We start from the raw sequence: 15,889 nt of genomic DNA on the forward strand, positions 1-15,889 counted from the left end.
GCGGCGCGCCACCCGCGGTCCGTTCGACCAGGACGTCATGGCGACTGTACGGCGGGTTGGCTGAAGACCGGCTGAACGCGGACGAAGCCGGAGGTCTGCGTCGGCGGCTTCAGCGGGCAGTAAGCCGGCGAGTGGCACACTTGGGGAGTGCGCATCCTCGTGGTCGAGGACGACAAGCATCTCGCCCGGTCAATCAAGCGTGGACTGGAGGCCGAGGGGTTCGCTGCTGAGGTCGCACTCGACGGCATCGACGGCCTCTGGCGGGCCACGGACGGCGACTTCGACGTCATCGTTCTCGACATCATGCTTCCCGGCAAGAACGGCTTCCAGGTGTGCGCCGAGTTGCGTGAGGCCGGCAACTGGACCCCGATTCTCATGCTCACGGCCAAGGACGGCGAGCTCGACGAGGCGGAAGCTCTCGATACCGGAGCCGATGACTACCTGTCCAAGCCGTTCTCCTATGTCGTCCTGGTCGCCAGAATTCGGGCGCTGCTGCGCCGGGGTTCGCGGGAGCGCCCGGCCACGCTGAATGTCGGCGACCTGCGGCTCGACCCCGCCGCCCACAGGGTCTGGCGTGGGGAAACGGAGGTCTCACTCACTCCGCGCCAGTTCGCCCTCCTCGAGTTCCTCATGCGGCGTCCGGGCGAAGTGCTTTCCAAGGGCACCATCCTCGACCACGTCTGGGACTTCGCGTTCGACGGCGACCCCAACATCGTCGAGGTCTACGTCCGGCACCTACGCAGGAAGATCGACGAGCCGTTCGGTCGATCCGCGATCCAGACCGTCCGTCTCGTCGGCTACCGACTGGACCCCGATGGTGGCTGAAAACCCCCGGCCTCGGGCACGCCTCACGACGGTGCGCGCCCGCACCACCGTGGCCGCCACGATCGTCGTTGGTGTCGCCCTCGTGGTCACCGCCGTGGGCCTGGTGGTGTTTCTGCGTCGTTCGCTGGTCGAACGCGTCGACGACATGGCGAGGGTACGTGCGCACGACGTCGCCACTCTGGCTCGCCAGGGCACGCTCCCCACGGAGCTGGCCGTCGAGGGTGACGACGGAAGCATCGCCCAGGTCGTGGACGGCGCCGGCCGGGTGGTGGCCGCCACCGCCGGACTTCGGCGCGATCAGTCTCTCGCCCGGTTCGGCTCCCCCGGGGCGGGGTCCGAGGTGCGCTCAGTGGACGGCCTTCCTTTCGGCGAGGCCGGCAGCTACCGGGTCATCGCGCTGTCCACGGCTACGCCCGAGGGACCGGTGACCGTCTACGTTGCGGCGAGTCTTTCCCCGGTCGATGACGTCGTCGACGTTCTCCAGGGCGCCCTTGCCACCGGTGCTCCACTGCTGCTGGCACTCGTCGCCGTCACGACCTGGACGGTCGCGGGTCGCACCCTGCGGCCGGTGGACGCTATCCGGGCCGAGGTCGCCGACATCTCCGAACGCTCCCTCGACCGGCGCGTGTCCGTGCCGACCACGGACGACGAGATCAGTCGGCTCGCGGGCACGATGAACATGATGCTCGACCGGTTGGATGCCGCCGCCGAGCGTCAACGTCGCTTCGTGGCGGACGCCTCGCACGAGTTGCAGACCCCACTCGCCGCGGCGCGCACCGACCTGGAGGTCGCACTCGCTCACCCCGACGGCACCAATTGGAACGACACGGCAGCCGACCTGCTCGCGGCGAACCGTCGTATGGAGCGCCTGGTCCGGGACCTGCTGTTCCTCGCCCGGGCGGACGCCGGCACCCCTCGCGCGGCGACCCGTCCGGTGGACCTTGACGACATCGTCCTGGCCGAGGCGGCCCGGATCCGTGGTGGCGGCCACCTGCGGGTCGACACCGGCGCGGTCTCGGCGGCTGCCGTCGACGGCCGTCGCGACGACCTGACCAGGGCCGTACGCAACCTGTTCGACAATGCCGAGCACTATGCCTCGTCATCGGTCAGCGTCGAGCTCGGCAGCGACGACCGCCGGGTCACGTTGATCGTCCACGACGACGGGCCGGGGATTCCGTGCGCGGACCGGAAGCGCGTCTTCGAGCGGTTTACGCGCCTCGACGATGACCGGAGCCGTCGCACGGGCGGCACCGGTCTCGGTCTGGCCATCGCGAGAGAGATCATCGACGCACACGGAGGGTCGATAGACGTCGAGGACGCACCTCGGGGTGCACGGTTCGTCATCTGCCTACCTGCGCGCTGACCGAGGGCCTCGCTCGGGAAGATCCGACGATTTCTCACCAAATTGCAAAGGCCGTGCGGAGCGCGTTCAGGCATTTGCGGAAATCCCCAGCGATCCAGCGAACCTCTTGACCAGCCAATCAGCTGAGTTGCAACATAGTATTACAAAGTAGAATTAAACTTGACGGTCCCGCGTAGATCGTATTACAGCCGAGTTTACACCCGTTCAGGCGCGTTGACTCCGCTAACCACGTGCGGCTCGTGCCGGCGGAATACGGGAAGTGACAATCGGCCGATCAGCCTGATCATCACGAGCGTCCATGGCGCGGTTCCGTGACCCTGCGCAGCGAGGCGGAGGAGGTGCAGACGCATCAGGGGGGTGTGGGGTTGTGGAGTTCCGGCTCTTGGGAGCAGTGGAGGCATGGGCGGGGGATCGACAAGTCGATCTCGGGCCACGCCAACAGCGGCTTATGCTGGCGATCCTCGCGCTGAACGTGAATCAGATTGTGCCGCTCGACCGCCTCGTTGACCTGACATGGCCTGAATCGCCGCCACAGACCGCACGTCATGCCATCCACGTCCGCGTCTCGCAACTGCGCCTTGTCCTGACCATGGCCGGTGCGGACCGTGAAGGCGTGGAGATCACCACGCGCGGCCCGACGTATCTCCTGCGGGCTGACCCGATGAGCGTGGACGCCCACCGCTTCCGCGCCCTCCTCGCCGCGGCTCGCCGTGAGACGGACGACCTGAAGAAGGCGGCGATGCTGCGGCGCGCGCTCGATCTGTGGCACGGACCCGCGCTGGCCGACGTGGCGACCCGGCGAGTCGAACATCTGTGCCGGGGACTGGAGGAAGCGCGGTTGACCGCTGTGGAGGAGTGGCTGGACGCGCAGTTGCGGCTCGGCCGGCACGAGGCCGTGTTGGATGACCTCGCCGAGTACGCCGGGCAGTATCCGTACCGCCAACGATTGCTCGCGCAGCTCATGTTGGCCCTGTACCGCGCCGGCCGTGCCGCCGATGCGCTGGTCGCCTACCGGCTTGCGCGGAGCCGGCTCGTCGACGAACTCGGACTCGATCCAGCGCCGCAGCTGCAGCAGCTGGAGAGAGCGATACTTCGCGGCGATCCTGGGCTTGACCTGCCGTGACCCAGCGGCCCAGCGGACCCGTCGGCAACCACGGCGACTCGTTCTGGCTGGGATGAGGGTCCGCCGGTCAGGCATGGGCCGCTCCACGCCGCCGGGCTGCTGGCCACACGCGCGTTCCGAGCCGAGATCTGTGAGGCGTGGACGAATGCTCGTGTCGTCCGAAGCGCAGATAGAGGGACGGGAGGACGAACAGGTTCAGCAGCGTCGATGTGACCAGGCCACCCAGAATCACGACCGCCATCGGGTGTTCTATCTCGTGACCGGGAAGGCTGCCGGCGATGACCAGGGGAACGAGGGCGAGCCCGGTCGCCAATGAGGTCATGAGGATCGGCGAAAGTCGCTCCTTCGCACCGCGGAGGACGAGACCTCGGCCGAACTGTTCAGATTCCTCCCTTTCCAGGTGCTGGAAATGATTGATCATCAGGATGCCGTTGCGGGCGGCGATGCCCAGCACGGTGAAGAATCCCACGAGCGAGCCGAGCGAGAGGATGCCGCCACCGAGGTATGCCGCGAGGACCCCGCCCACCAGAGCCATGGGCAGCGTGAGGAGGACGAGGAACGCCAGCCGCCAGCTGTTGAAGGCGGTGGTCAGCAGGAAGAGAATCCCGATCACCGCGACGCCGGCGAAGAGCAGCAGCCGATCCTGGGCGCTCGTGGCCTCCTTGTACTCACCGAGCAGCTGGGGATGGTACCCCGGCGGGAAGTCCACCGTCGCCAGGCGGCGCTCGACCTCGGCCGCGACGTCACCCAGGGCCTTCCCCGCGGCCACGTTGGCCCCCACATTGATGTACCTCGACCCGTTTTCCCGCAGAATCTGGTTGGGCGTGGGCACCATCGTGACCTCGGCCAGTTCACCAACGGGGACCTTGCGCCCGTCCGCTGCGTCCATCAGCAGGTTGCGGACGCTCTCGATGCTGTACCGCGCACTCGGCACGCTCCACACGTGCACCTCGGTGTTCTTTCCGTTCCGCCAGATGTCGCCCGCCTCCTCGCTGGCGATGAACGTGGCGGCCGTCCGGCGTACGTCGCCCGGCTTGATCCCGTACCGTGCCGCCTTGGCCAGGTCGACCTGGACATCCACCTGAGGAACGTTGGTCTGCAGCGTCACGTGTTCGTCGATGATGCCGTCGACACCGGCGATGAGCTCCTCGACCTCGTTGGCCTTGTCGCGCAGGACGTCGAGGTCGTCACCGACGATCCGGATGGTGATGGCCTCGCTGGATCCCGTGAGCACCTCCTTGGTGCGTTCCTTCAGGTAGGTTTGCACATCGCGCTGCAGTCCGGGGTAGCCGTCGACCACCTTCTGCACGGCGGCGAGAGTCTTGTCGTAGTCGACGTTCGGGTCGATGCTGATCCAGTTCTCGGTGAAATTCATGCCGACGACCTCGTCGGCCAACGTGCCCTGCCCGATGTGCGCGCCGAAGTTCCGGACCCCGGGGATCGCCCTCAGCTCCTTGCTGACCTGTTCCGTGATGCGGACGCTCTCCTCACGCGAGGTGCCGGGCTGGGCCACCCAGTGCATCAGGAAATCCCGCTCCTTGAACGCGGGGAACAGGTTCTGCCCCAGCATCGGTACCACCATGACACCGCCCGCCAGGACGAGCCCTACGGTCGCGTAGGCGACGGCGGGACGCGGGATGATGCGTGCCAGCATCGCGGTGTAGCCGCGCTGGAGCCAGCGCACCAGCGGCGATTCTCGCCGCTCGATCGGCGACCTGGCCAGCAGCAGCAGGGCGAGCGCCGGGATGACCGTCAAGGCCACCAGCAGCGATGCCAGGACCGCCAGCCCGTAGGCGAACGCCATGGGCCGGAAGAACGAGCCGGTGAGCCCGGTGAGCAGGAAGATCGGGACCGTGCTGACCAGGATGATCATCGTGGCCTGGACGATCGGACCCCGCACCTCCACCGACGCGTCGAGGATGATCGCCGCGGTGGACTTCGTGCTGCCCGCTCGTCGATGCTCGCGGATGCGGCGCACGATGTTCTCGACATCGATGATGGCGTCGTCGACGAGCACGCCGAGGGCAATCACGAGCCCCGCCAGGATCATGGTGTTTATCGTGGCGCCGGACCAGTAGAGCACCAGTCCCGCCGCGACGAGGGAGAGCGGGATCGAGATCGCGCTGATCAGCGCCACGCGCCACTCGAAGAGGAAGAAGACGAGGATCAGGACCACGAGTCCGAAGCCGATGACCAGCGCCCGGCCGAGGTTCTCGACTGAGGTCTCGATGAAGGTCGCCGGCCGGAAGATCTCCGTATCCACGTTCAAGCCCTGCATGCCCGGCGCGAAGTCCTTCAGCGCCGCCTCGACCCCGCGCGTCACCTCGAGCGTGTTGCCCCACGGCAGCTTCTCGACGATGAGCATGAGGCCGGGGCCGTCGTTGATGACCGCGTCCCCCGTGAGCAGTGACGGCGGCATGATGTCGTCGGTGATGTAGGCGACGTCCTTGAGGTAGACCGGCTTGGCGCCCTTCGGCACCTCGATGGGAATCTCGGCCAGTTGCTGCCCGGTCAGGGCGGGCAGTTGGTGCTGCACCTGGAGACGCTGGTTGGCGGTGTCGACCCACCCGCCGGTGCCGATCTCGAACCCGCCGTTGAACTTCAGCTGACCCACGTCCACCGCGTCTCCGGCGGCCTCCATGACCTGGGCCAGCGTGACGTTGTGCCGCTTCATGAGCTCGGGATCGACGAGGGCCTGCTTGACGTGCCACCGATCGCCCCAGATGGCCACATTCGCCACCCCGGGTACGCGCATCAGGCGGGGCCGGACCGTCCAATAGGCCTGCAGCGCCATCTCGACGTGAGCCGCATCCGACTTGTCCGCCTGGGATATTCCGATCTTCATCACCCGGCTGGTTGACGAGAGCGGTTGGATCATGAAGGGCGCGTTGGCCCAGCGGGGCAGTCTCGGTGTGATGGCGGTGAGGCGCTCCTGGATCAACAGGCGGGCCGCCATGAGGTCGGTCCCGGGCTTGAAGATCAGGATGATCGAGGAAAGCTGGGAGACCGACTTGGAGCGCATCACGTCCAGGCCCTCGATCCCGGTGAGCCCCTGCTCAAGCGGGACGGAGACAAGCTCCTCGACATCCTGCGCGGACAGCCCGATGCAGATCGTCTGTATCTCCACCCGGGGCGGCGCGAACTCGGGGAAAGCGTCGACGGGCATGTGGCGAATCTGCACGACGCCGAAGAACATCATCATCGAGGCCCCGACAACCACCAGGAACCGGAGCTTCAGACTGGTTCCAATGATCCAACGCATCATGGTCTGGGGTCCCTACCCTCGTACCGACTGGATGGACTACTTACCGACCCCGAGCTCGGCGCCCCAAAGTTCGATGACGCCGATCGTCACGATCGCCGTCCCCGCCGGCGGTGCCTGGGCAAGAAACGCGTCGGTCCCGCCTGCCCCGCCCACGGTCGCGACCACGACCTTCTCGCGGACGTACGTCAAGGGCTGGGGAACCGTGTAGACCCAGGCCAGGCCGGTCGGGTCGTAGAGCACCGCCGAGTACGGCACCACGGTCGCCGGCGGGCCCGGCGACGGGGTCGGCCCGCCCGGCGGTGCGGTCTGCGCCGCGCCGATCGTGACCGTCCTGATGTCCACCCGGCGCGCCGCCTGCTCGGTCAACGTCACCTTCTTCACGTCTTTTCCCGGGATTGCCTCGACCATGGCCGGACTCTCCTTGTGGCCACCCGAGGTGTTCGAGGCGGGCGTCGTGCAGGCCGCCAAGCCCAGCGTGATCAGGATCGCTGCCGTCCACCGACCGCTGTGTCGCATGTGGTCGCCTCCTTGTCTGTGCATGGGACTCTCCTGGTTCCGATCAGGCTGGAGCTGGGCTTGATGTGGGTTCCTTGCCCGCCGCACCGGGTTCTGGCCTGGGCGGAGGTATCGATCCGGCCCGAGGCTCCGACCGGGCCACCGATGGAGACCGGACGGCGAACCGCAGATACAGCACGGGCAGGACGAGCAGGTTCAGCAGCGCGGTCGTGATCAGACCACCAAGGATGATCAGGGCGAGCGGACTCACGATCTCGAGGCCGGAGACGCTGCCGTAGATCACCATGGGAAGCAGAGCCAGCCCCGCCGCCAGGATGCCCGTCACGGCGGGGATGAACTGCTGCCGTGACCCGAGCTCGACCAGTTCGGCACCCTGCGCGTGGCCTTCGTCCGCCAGCCGCTGGTACCGCCTGATCTGCAGTGTGCCGCCCCGAACGGCCATGGCCAGCACGGTGAGCAGCCCCAGCAGCGCGACCACCGAGACGGCCGGCCGGTCGATGGCCGCCAGCAGTAGCCCGCCTGACAGCGCCGTCGGCAGGAGCAGGAAGTACAGCGACGCCACCCGCCAGCTACCGAAGCCGGCCTGCAGCAGGAAGAAGATCAGGATCACGGCACCGACCACGAAGGTCCACACCCGGAGATCCGAGCTCGCCTGTGCCTGTCCCTCTCCGAGCACCTCGAGGTGGTGCTCACGGGGGAAGGTCACCTGCTGGAGGCGGTCCTTGGCCTCGCTGGTGACGGCGCCCAGACCCCGCCCGCGCACGTTCGCGACGACGTCCATGCTGCGGGAGACCTGGTCGTGCGTGATGACCTCCGGCTTCGCCACGACTCTGACCTCGGCGACGTCGGCCAGGCGCACCTGGGCCGGGCCGCCGCCCGGGCCGCCGACCGGTGCGTCGATCAGCAGGTTCTGGATGGTGGACAGGTTCTGGCGCACCTCGGGGACGCCCCACACCACGACCTCGAACACCTTCTGGTCGTCGAAGAGGTTGCCCGCGACGGTGGACGAGATGAGGGTGGCGGCCGCCCGGCGCACGTCGCCCGGCTTGAGGCCGTACTTCGCGGCCTTCGCGACGGACACCTCGATTTCCACCGTCGGCGCGACCTCCGCGGTCCGAACCCGTGGCTCGGTGACGCCGTCGATGGCGGAGATGATGCCGAGGACCTCCTGGGCCTTCTCGTTGAGCACCCCGTAGTCGTTGCCGTAGATGCGCACGATGAGGTCTTCCGCCGCCCCACGGGTCACCACTTCCCGGATCCGCTTGTCCGAGTAGGTGATCACATCGCTCTGCACACCGGGATAGCCATCCACCACCTGCTGCACGGCGGCCAGGGTCCGGCCGTAGTCGGCCCCCGGGTCGACACTGAGCCACACCTCGCCCGAGTTCATGTTGACGACCTGGTCCGACGCCAGTGCCCGCCCGGTGTGGGCGCCGACGTTGCGTACTCCCTGGACGGCCCGCAGTTCGGCACTGAGCGCACCCGTGATCCGGTTCATCTCCGGTCGGGACGTGCCGGGCGGCGCCTCCCAGGTGATCATCAGGTCGCGCTCCTGAAGCGTCGGGGACAGCGGCCGCGAGCCGAGGAACGGCAGGGCGGCCAGGCCCGCTACGACGAGGAATCCGACCAGGGCATAGGACCAGACGGGCCGGTGGAGCAGCCGGGGCAGCAGCGCGCCGTACGCCCGTCCCAGAGCTCGGGCGAGCGGCGACTGGCCGTGCTGCAGCGACGACCGGGTGAGCAGGAGCGTGGCCAGCACGGGGGCCAGCGTCAGCGCGACCACCAGTGAGACCACCGTGGCGGCCAGGAAGCCCTGGGCGACCGGGGTGAGGAACGCCCCGCGCACCCCGTCGAGGATGAAGAGGGGCACCACCGAGACCGCGGCGATGAGGGCCGCGACGAAGAGCGGGCCGCGTACGTCGAGGATGGCTCCCCGGATGGTGTCGGAGACGGGCTCGTCGGAGCCGTCCTCGCGGCGCTGCCGCAGCCGTTGCCTGACGTTGTCGACGGCGACCACCGCGTCGTCCACGACGATGGCGAGGGCCATCACTAGCCCCGCCAGGGACATCATGTTGAGAGGTACGCCGAACCAGGACAGCACGAGCACCGTCACCGCCACGGAGGCCCCGATGGTCAGCAGGCTGACCAGCGCGGTGCGCCAGCTGAACAGGAAGGCGCCAAGCACCAGCAGCAGGAGGATGGCGCCGAGGATCAGCGTCGTGGTGAGGTGGTCGACCATCTTTTCGACGAAGGTGGCCGGCCGGTACACCGTCGTGTCGATCTCGACGTTCGGCATGGCCGGTCGAAGCTCGTCGAGCGCGGCCTCCACGTCCCGGGTCACGTCCGCGACCTTGGTGCCCGGGAACCTCTCCACCACGAGCATGAGGCTCGGGGTGTCCTTGACGACCGCGTCGCCGATGAGGAGTTGGTGATCCTCGACGATCTTGGTGACATCGCCCAGCAGCACTCCGCGGTCCTCGGCGCCCTGAACGGTGACCTTGCCGAGATCCGCCGCGGTCTTGATCGGCTGGTTGTGCTGAATCTCGATCCGTTGGTTGGCGGTGTCGATGAAACCGCCGAGTCCGGGGGTCGAAGCCTCCACGAAGGTCAGTGGCGAGACCCACAGCGCGTTCGCCGACGTGCGCAGCACCTGGTCCAGCGTGACGCCGTGCTGCACCAGCTTGGCGGGATCGACCTGCACCTGCAGTTGACGGTCACGGAACCCCCAGATGGCCACATTGGCGACGCCAGGGACGCTCAGCAGGCGGGGCACTATCGTCCAGCGCGACAGCAGCGACATATCGATCAGTGACTGATTCTGGGACGAGAGACCGATGTTCATGAGCCGACCGGTCGACGAGAGGGGCTGCACCACCAGCGGTGGCCTCGACGAGGCGGCCGGCAGCATGGCGACCATGGTCAGCCGCTCCTGCACGACCTGCCTGGCCCGGATCGGGTCCGTGCCGGGCTCGAACGTCATCTCCATCGACGACAGTCCCGGGAGGGTGCGGGATTCGAGCTTCATCAGCCACGGGATCCCGTTGAAGAACTCGTTCTCCATCGGGTTGGTGATCAGATTCTCCACCTCTTCGGCGGAGAGCCCGAGCGCCTCGACCTGCACGTCCACCCGTACCGGCCCGAACTCTGGCAGGGCCTCGACCGACGAGTTGCGAAGCTGTACGAAGCCGACGGCCATCAGGGCGACGGCGATGGCGAGCACCAGCCGTTGGTATTTGACGCTTGACCCGACGATCCACCGCATCATGGCCCGAGACCTCTCAGTTGGAGTTCATCGGTCTACCGACCAGGGTCAAGATGACGCCGACCGCTCACGCTTTGCTCACAGTGGGCTCACAGTGGGCTCACAGCGGACGCACGCAGGTCCTCTCGGATGGACAAACTGGGAACCGGACTGCTTCGCTGTCGAGCCCGAGGCGGGCATCTCCGGCAGGTGCTGCACCGCGCCGCCGGGACCGGGCTGCCGCTGTACGTCACGGAGAACGCCATCGCCCTGCGGACCCACCTCGCCGCCGTCGCGGCGGCTCTGACCGAGGGCGTCGACGTCCGCGGCTGCCTGCACTAGTCGGCGTTCGACAACTTCGAGTGGAGCGAGGGCTACCGCCCAAAGTTCGGCCTCGTCGTCGTCGACCACGACGACGGCTTCGCCCGGGTCCCGAAGCCGAGCGCGTACGCGTTCGCCAAGGTGGCGCAGAGGGGCCGTCTGCCGTAGGGCTGGTCAGCGCCGGGGCTGCTCACTGGAGCGGCGGACGACCAGTTCCGGCTGGAAGACGACGTGCCGGTGCCGGTGTCCCTCACCGGCCTCGGCCTCTTCGAGCAGCAGTTGGGCCGCCGTTCGCCCAGTTGCTCCCGCGTTGGCGGACCGACGACAGCGGGACAGCGGCTGCCCCGGCGAACTCGATGTCGCCGTAGCCGACGATCGCCACGTCGTCCGGCACCCGCAGCCCGCGTCCGGTCAGCTCCTGCAGCACATCGAGTGCGATCAGGTCGTTGGTGCAGCGGCGGGCCTGACAGCTTAGGTTCAAGGAGTCGTTGCAACACCAGCTCGTTGCGGCGATCTTACGTGTTCTTCCAGGGCTTCTGCTGGCGTTCGCCAACCCAGTGACTTACGGGGCCGGGTGTTGAGCGTGGCGGCGATGGCGTTTAGGTCGGTGACGCTGTGTCGTGATAGGTCAGTGCCTTTCGGGAAATACCCGCGCCTGTACCGTGCCAGAAATAGACGGATGGGCTGTGAGCTGGGGTTTCGCTTGACTGCTGCACGATCGGTTCGTGACGGTTCGGTTGCTGTATCTGATCATGGTTCGGGTGTTCGGCTGGATCGCGCTCCTCGCCAGAACTGACGCCGAGAAGACGGCGGAGTTGCTGGTGCTTCGGCACGAAGTCGCCGTGTTGCGCCGGCAGGTCGGGCGGGTTCGGCCGTCCTGGCCGGACCGGGCCGTGTTATCCGCGCTGACAAGAGTGCTGCCCCGTCGGCTGCGTGCGCATCGGATTGTCACCCCGGCCACGCTGCTGGCCTGGCATCGGCGTTTGGTCAAGCGGCATTGGACGTATCCGAACCGGGCAGGTCGTCCGCCGGTCAGCGACGAAATTCGGGATCTCGTCGTGCGGTTGGCCCGAGACAATCCGGGCTGGGGACACCGCCGAATTCAAGGTGAGCTGGTGGGACTCGGCCACAAGGTCGGTGCCGGCACGATCCGCCGGATCCTCGCCGCCACCAGGATCGGTCCGGCGCCACGCGGGGTCGACACCTCCTGGCGGACTTTCCTGCGCGCTCAAGCATCCGGGCTACTGGCCATCGACTTCTTCCACCTCGACACCGTCACCCTCCGGCGGCTATACGCGCTGGTCGTGGTGGAGGTCGCCACCCGCCGGCTGCACATCCTCGGGGTCACCGCGCACCCTACCGCTGCCTGGACCACCCAGCAGGCCCGCAATCTGGTGACGGACCTCGGCGACCGGATCACATCATTCCGGTTCCTCATCCGTGACCGGGACACCAAGTTCGCCGCGTCCTTCGACGCGGTGTTCGCCGCCGAAGGGCGTCGAGGTGGTCAAGACTCCGCCACGGACGCCTCGGGCGAACTGTTACGCGGAGCGGTTCGTCCGCAGCGTCCGTTCCGAGTGCACGGACCAGATCCTGATCTACAACGAACGCCACGCCCGCGCTGTGCTCGACGAGTACGCCGCCCACTTCAACCGGCACCGTCCACACCAGAGCCTCGCCCAACGGCCACCGAACCACGATCCCAGCGTCGTCATCCCGATCAACGCGCCGATACGGCGACGACGGATCCTCGGCGGCGTGATCAACGAGTATCACCGAGCGGCCTGACCGGATCAACCAAGCCGCAGGTCAGCCCCGCGCAGCGAGTTTTGGCACGGTACAGGTTCCAAAATCCCCTTGCGAGGGCTGAGCTGGCCTTTTACGCCGCTCGCTTGTACTCGTTGATCAAGCCACCGAGGTCTTCGGCGGCTCGCGCCCGCCGGCTCACCCCCGGGCACCGAGATACGGCGGACAGGCCGGGCGGGCCGCTCCGGAGCCCGCCCTGTCTGGGAGTCAGCCCCCTGTCGTGATCTGGGACCGACGCTCCGGCGCCATGACCTGGAGCACGCGCTTGCCGCGCACGTGCCGTGTGGCCAAGTCGTGGTACGCCTCGCGCACCCGCTCCAGCGGATAGGCCTGCATGATTGGCAGCACCAGCTTGCCGTCCGCGGCCAGCCGTGCCAGTTCCGACCAAATCGCCGGGCTGTTGGCCTGCTCCTGTGCCTCGTGCTGCACCTGGTACCGCTGCACCGCGCGGCCGTCGGCGATCGTGTTGATCCGCGACGGGTGCACGCCCAGGAGGATCGCGACGTCCATATTGCTTGCGCCGTACGTGTCCACGTAGGCGTCCACGCCCTCGGGCGCGGCGGCCCGAATCCGCTCATGCAGACCGGGCCCATAGCGCACGGGTGTTACGCCGAGCGAGGAGAGGAACTCGTGGTTGCCTTCGCCCGCGGTGCGGATGACCCGGGCCCCGCGCAGCAACGCCAGCTGCGCCGCGACCACCCCGACACCGCGGACACCACCACGGTGTCGCCGGCCCGCGGGGTGACGGCCTCCACCGACGCCCAGGCGGTGGCCCCGGCCCCGGGGGTGGTCGCAGCCTCGTCCCAGCCCAGGCCGTCGGGCTTGGCCGCGACCACCGACACGTCTGCGGCGACGAACTCGGCTTGCGCCGCGCGTGGCGTGAAGCCGATGACGGCCTGTCCGGGGGCGAAACCGGCGACCTTCGGTCCCACCTCGGCGACCACCCCCGAAAAGTCGTTACCCTGCCCCTCCGGGAAGGTCGCCGGCCTGATGTCGGCGAAGATGCCCTCCCGGATACCGATCTCCCCAGGGTTGAGCGCCGCGGTGACGACCTCGACAACCACCTGCCTCGGTCCCGCCGACGGCCGCGGCACTTCCAGGACCTCCAGCACCTCCGGACCGCCGTACCGTCGGAATCGCACCGCTCGCATTCCATCCTCCTTCTCGGCCGCTCGTCTGCGTATCGGGCCTCGGTCGCGCACGTGGCATGCCGAGCGCCGCGGCCGTCGTCCGAAGGTCGCGACGTACCAGGGTCAGCAGGGAGGGCATCGCCACGCTCGGTGTTGCCCTGCGCCGACTTGCCTGAACCGTTGACGCGGACTTCCCGGTCAGCTCGGGTAGCCCGTCCCCCGCGCCGGGGACTGCCAGCGCGTCGCGTCTGACTGCCAGGGCTCGTTCGTGGAATGGCTGCGCGGCGAATCGGTCCAGCGTGAACCGCCGGCCATCGCCGGCGCCGGTTCGTCGGACTTGCCCGGCTTCGTCGGATCCTCACCCTGCTTCGTCGAGCCGAGCCCGTCCGCGCCGAGCGGGCGGTCCTGTTCCGATACCGGCGGAATGATCGTGTCCGGGACAACGATCGTCGGCTCATCGGCGTCCGACTGCGGCCAGCGCCGCCACCGCTGGACACTGGCGACCCCGACCAGGAGCAGCGAGCCCAGCAGCAGCGTCGTCCCGGTCCGTACGGGGGTGAGCACGTCAATCTGGTAACCCGCCACGCTCAGCTTGTGACTGAGTAGGTCCAGCAACCGTGCCGGGCTGAACAACAGGCCTGCGTAGCTGACCGTGTACGCAAGTCCGGTCAGCACCGAGCCGATCGGGGAGATCCGGACGGTGGCGATGAGCCCGAGGAGAAGGCCAGCAGCCGCCAGTACCAGCAACGGCTTCAGCAGAGCGTTAGGGTCGAGCGCATCACCACTGTCCTGCGCATCCGCGAACACCCGCAGGGACCGGCCTTGTCCAGCGGCGAGCAGGACCCAGGCCAGCGGACCCACGATGAGCGCGGCGATTACGGTCTTGATGTGTCGCATTCGAGCAAGGTACCGAGCTTTCCTCGTTGATCGACAACCCGATAAGCAAAACTTAAGTTGCCGTCAGGCAACGTCGTCCGGCTAGCTGACTGCGTCGAAGGTGGGCTGTCAGCGTGCGTAGCGCTCGGTGAGTTCCGCGCCGATCCGGGCGAGTTCCCGGCGACTGCTGGCGGGTAGCCGCTGGGCGTGCGCGACGAGTGCCACCACGATCCCCTCCACGCCCAGGGTCCGCGGCCGGGTTACCAGCGCGTCCAGGAATTCGCCGAGTGCCGCGCGGTCCTCGATCTGGCAGGGAACCTCCTGCAGTACGGGGAGGTGCCTGAGGCCCTGGAGTACCGGCAGAGCATCTGCGGCGAGCGCTGACCGACCAGCTTCCGTCCGGCCCGCCTGGCGCGGGCCGGTGCGGTGGTTGATCGACCGGCAACCACGACCGGAAAGGAGCCGGCCGGACCAGCCGGGGCTGGGGCGAGGTCCCGCCGGAGCGGCACGGCCTGCTCGGTGTCGACGGTGACCTGCGGCCGTCCCAGGATGGTCTTCACCTGCGGTGCTCAGCGCGAGTTCGCTGAGCAGCTCGTTCACGTCGCCCACGAGTGGCTGAAGCCGATGACCGGACCGCTGCAGACCCTCGACCCCCTGGCCGCGCGGCTGGACGGTTTCGTCGGCAGCATGTTCGTTCAGATGAGGGGCGACGGCGGCCTCGACTGGCATCAGGTTTGAACAGGGTGGTCGACCTGCTCGGCCAGCTCGCCGACTCCGGCGGGGCGTCGGCTGACCTGCGGTCCACCGGCCGGCAGGCGATCGACGCGTTCAACCGGAGGGTGCTGGCCGACCACGCGGCCGCCTGATTCATCATTCGGGCAGGTGGCGACGGTGAATAGACGCATTGGACAGTCGCCACGACGGCACTGAATGCCCGAAGGTGCCGTTGCGCCTCGTGAGACGCCCCCGGATCATGGCCGTGGCACATCGTTACGCACGGGCCATTCTTCGGGGGAAACCGCCGTGGCGGAGATCAATCACTTTGAGTACGGGTGGATCACGCCCGCGTTGAGCTACGCGCTATCGGTGCTCGGCTCGTTCCTGGGCCTGATCTGTGCCACCCGCATCCGCATCGCGAGCAGCGCAGGCCAGCGGGTCTGGTGGGGCGGGTTGGCCGCCCTGGCGATCGGCGGCACCGCCATCTGGACCATGCACTTCATGGCGATGCTCGGCTTCGCCGTCGAAGGTACCCGGATCCGGTACGACCTGCCGATCACCGCGGCCAGCGCGGTCTTCGCCGTGGTGGCGGTCGGCATCGGACTGGCCATTGAAGTGATCTCAACAAGATTCGGGTAGGTAGCGGTACTCGAAGTGCGTGAGATGAAGTGCGGCGCGGACGGTCGCGCCCATTCTGCCGGGGCTG

14 protein-coding genes and 3 pseudogenes are annotated in these 15,889 nt (G+C 67.9%); 9 read left to right on the top strand and 8 right to left on the bottom strand.

All coding sequences use genetic code 11. The features are described from left to right. Positions 1-147 precede the first annotated feature (147 nt). The 3 genes from ABZU69_RS32100 to ABZU69_RS32110 all read left to right on the top strand — a co-directional run bounded on the left by ABZU69_RS32100 (position 148) and on the right by ABZU69_RS32110 (position 3,311). Positions 148-825: a response regulator transcription factor gene (locus tag ABZU69_RS32100; protein ID WP_354968047.1), complete on the top strand. Its 678-nt coding sequence runs from the start codon at positions 148-150 to the stop codon at positions 823-825. 31 nt (positions 826-856) lie between these two features. Then, entirely contained in the window at positions 857-2,188 is a 1,332-nt protein-coding gene (locus ABZU69_RS32105; RefSeq protein ID WP_354968048.1) for a HAMP domain-containing sensor histidine kinase, read from the top strand. A 367-nt stretch (positions 2,189-2,555) separates the two neighbouring features. Continuing rightward, positions 2,556-3,311: an AfsR/SARP family transcriptional regulator gene (locus tag ABZU69_RS32110; RefSeq protein WP_354968049.1), complete on the top strand. Its 756-nt coding sequence runs from the start codon at positions 2,556-2,558 to the stop codon at positions 3,309-3,311. Positions 3,312-3,378: 67 nt separating this feature from the next. Here the strand turns inward: ABZU69_RS32110 and ABZU69_RS32115 are convergent, their stop codons facing one another. From ABZU69_RS32115 to ABZU69_RS32125, 3 genes are read right to left on the bottom strand one after another with little or no spacing between them, the layout of a single operon-like run. Beyond that, positions 3,379-6,576 (bottom strand): efflux RND transporter permease subunit, encoded by a 3,198-nt coding sequence (locus ABZU69_RS32115; RefSeq protein ID WP_354968050.1) that lies wholly within the window; start codon positions 6,574-6,576, stop codon positions 3,379-3,381. A 36-nt stretch (positions 6,577-6,612) separates the two neighbouring features. Next, positions 6,613-7,092 carry a hypothetical protein gene (locus tag ABZU69_RS32120; RefSeq protein ID WP_354968051.1) on the bottom strand — a complete coding sequence of 160 codons (480 nt, stop codon included), beginning with the start codon at positions 7,090-7,092 and terminating at the stop codon, positions 6,613-6,615. Between the two features lie 43 nt (positions 7,093-7,135). Further along, on the bottom strand, positions 7,136-10,357 hold the full coding sequence (locus ABZU69_RS32125) for an efflux RND transporter permease subunit (protein WP_354968052.1): 3,222 nt from the start codon (positions 10,355-10,357) through the stop codon (positions 7,136-7,138). Between the two features lie 126 nt (positions 10,358-10,483). Between ABZU69_RS32125 and ABZU69_RS32130 the strand changes: the two genes are divergently transcribed. Together ABZU69_RS32130 and ABZU69_RS32135 are read left to right on the top strand one after the other, a co-directional pair. Next, positions 10,484-10,675, top strand: coding sequence for a hypothetical protein (locus ABZU69_RS32130; RefSeq protein ID WP_354968053.1), 192 nt, complete (start codon positions 10,484-10,486; stop codon positions 10,673-10,675). 12 nt (positions 10,676-10,687) lie between these two features. Next, positions 10,688-10,822: pseudogene (locus tag ABZU69_RS32135) on the top strand (family 1 glycosylhydrolase); the annotation flags it as partial. A gap of 82 nt (positions 10,823-10,904) precedes the next feature. Here the strand turns inward: ABZU69_RS32135 and ABZU69_RS32140 are convergent. Together ABZU69_RS32140 and ABZU69_RS32145 are read right to left on the bottom strand one after the other, a co-directional pair. Next, positions 10,905-11,135, bottom strand: a complete 231-nt coding sequence (locus ABZU69_RS32140) for a substrate-binding domain-containing protein (RefSeq protein WP_354968054.1) — start codon at positions 11,133-11,135, stop codon at positions 10,905-10,907. Further along, positions 11,132-11,308 (bottom strand): annotated as a pseudogene (locus ABZU69_RS32145) (IS30 family transposase); the annotation flags it as partial. The gene ABZU69_RS32140 and the pseudogene ABZU69_RS32145, both read right to left, overlap by 4 nt. 849 nt (positions 11,309-12,157) lie before the next feature. Between ABZU69_RS32145 and ABZU69_RS32150 the strand changes: the two are divergent. Further along, positions 12,158-12,442, top strand: a complete 285-nt coding sequence (locus tag ABZU69_RS32150; protein WP_354968055.1) for an integrase core domain-containing protein — start codon at positions 12,158-12,160, stop codon at positions 12,440-12,442. Positions 12,443-12,667: 225 nt separating this feature from the next. Here ABZU69_RS32150 and ABZU69_RS32155 read toward each other — a convergent pair whose 3' ends face one another. The 3 genes from ABZU69_RS32155 to ABZU69_RS32165 form a co-directional block, all read right to left on the bottom strand. Further along, complete coding sequence (locus ABZU69_RS32155; protein ID WP_354968056.1) at positions 12,668-13,159, bottom strand: zinc-binding dehydrogenase; 492 nt, start codon at positions 13,157-13,159, stop codon at positions 12,668-12,670. Next, positions 13,066-13,524, bottom strand: coding sequence for a hypothetical protein (locus tag ABZU69_RS32160; RefSeq protein WP_354968057.1), 459 nt, complete (start codon positions 13,522-13,524; stop codon positions 13,066-13,068). Before ABZU69_RS32160 ends, ABZU69_RS32155 begins: the two co-directional genes overlap by 94 nt. Before the next feature lie 264 nt (positions 13,525-13,788). Then, positions 13,789-14,451 (bottom strand): hypothetical protein, encoded by a 663-nt coding sequence (locus ABZU69_RS32165; protein ID WP_354968058.1) that lies wholly within the window; start codon positions 14,449-14,451, stop codon positions 13,789-13,791. Between the two features lie 534 nt (positions 14,452-14,985). On the opposite strand from ABZU69_RS32165, the gene ABZU69_RS32170 reads away from it, so the two are divergent. The 3 genes and pseudogenes from ABZU69_RS32170 to ABZU69_RS32180 form a co-directional block, all read left to right on the top strand. Further along, positions 14,986-15,204 (top strand): hypothetical protein, encoded by a 219-nt coding sequence (locus tag ABZU69_RS32170; protein WP_354968059.1) that lies wholly within the window; start codon positions 14,986-14,988, stop codon positions 15,202-15,204. After that, complete coding sequence (locus tag ABZU69_RS32175; RefSeq protein WP_354968060.1) at positions 15,201-15,332, top strand: hypothetical protein; 132 nt, start codon at positions 15,201-15,203, stop codon at positions 15,330-15,332. Before ABZU69_RS32170 ends, ABZU69_RS32175 begins: the two co-directional genes overlap by 4 nt. Positions 15,333-15,489: 157 nt before the next feature. Beyond that, positions 15,490-15,795 (top strand): annotated as a pseudogene (locus ABZU69_RS32180) (MHYT domain-containing protein); the annotation flags it as partial. Between the last annotated feature and the right edge of the window lie 94 nt (positions 15,796-15,889).

Source organism: Micromonospora sp. NPDC005206 (assembly GCF_040608175.1).
Classification (GTDB): domain Bacteria; phylum Actinomycetota; class Actinomycetes; order Mycobacteriales; family Micromonosporaceae; genus Micromonospora.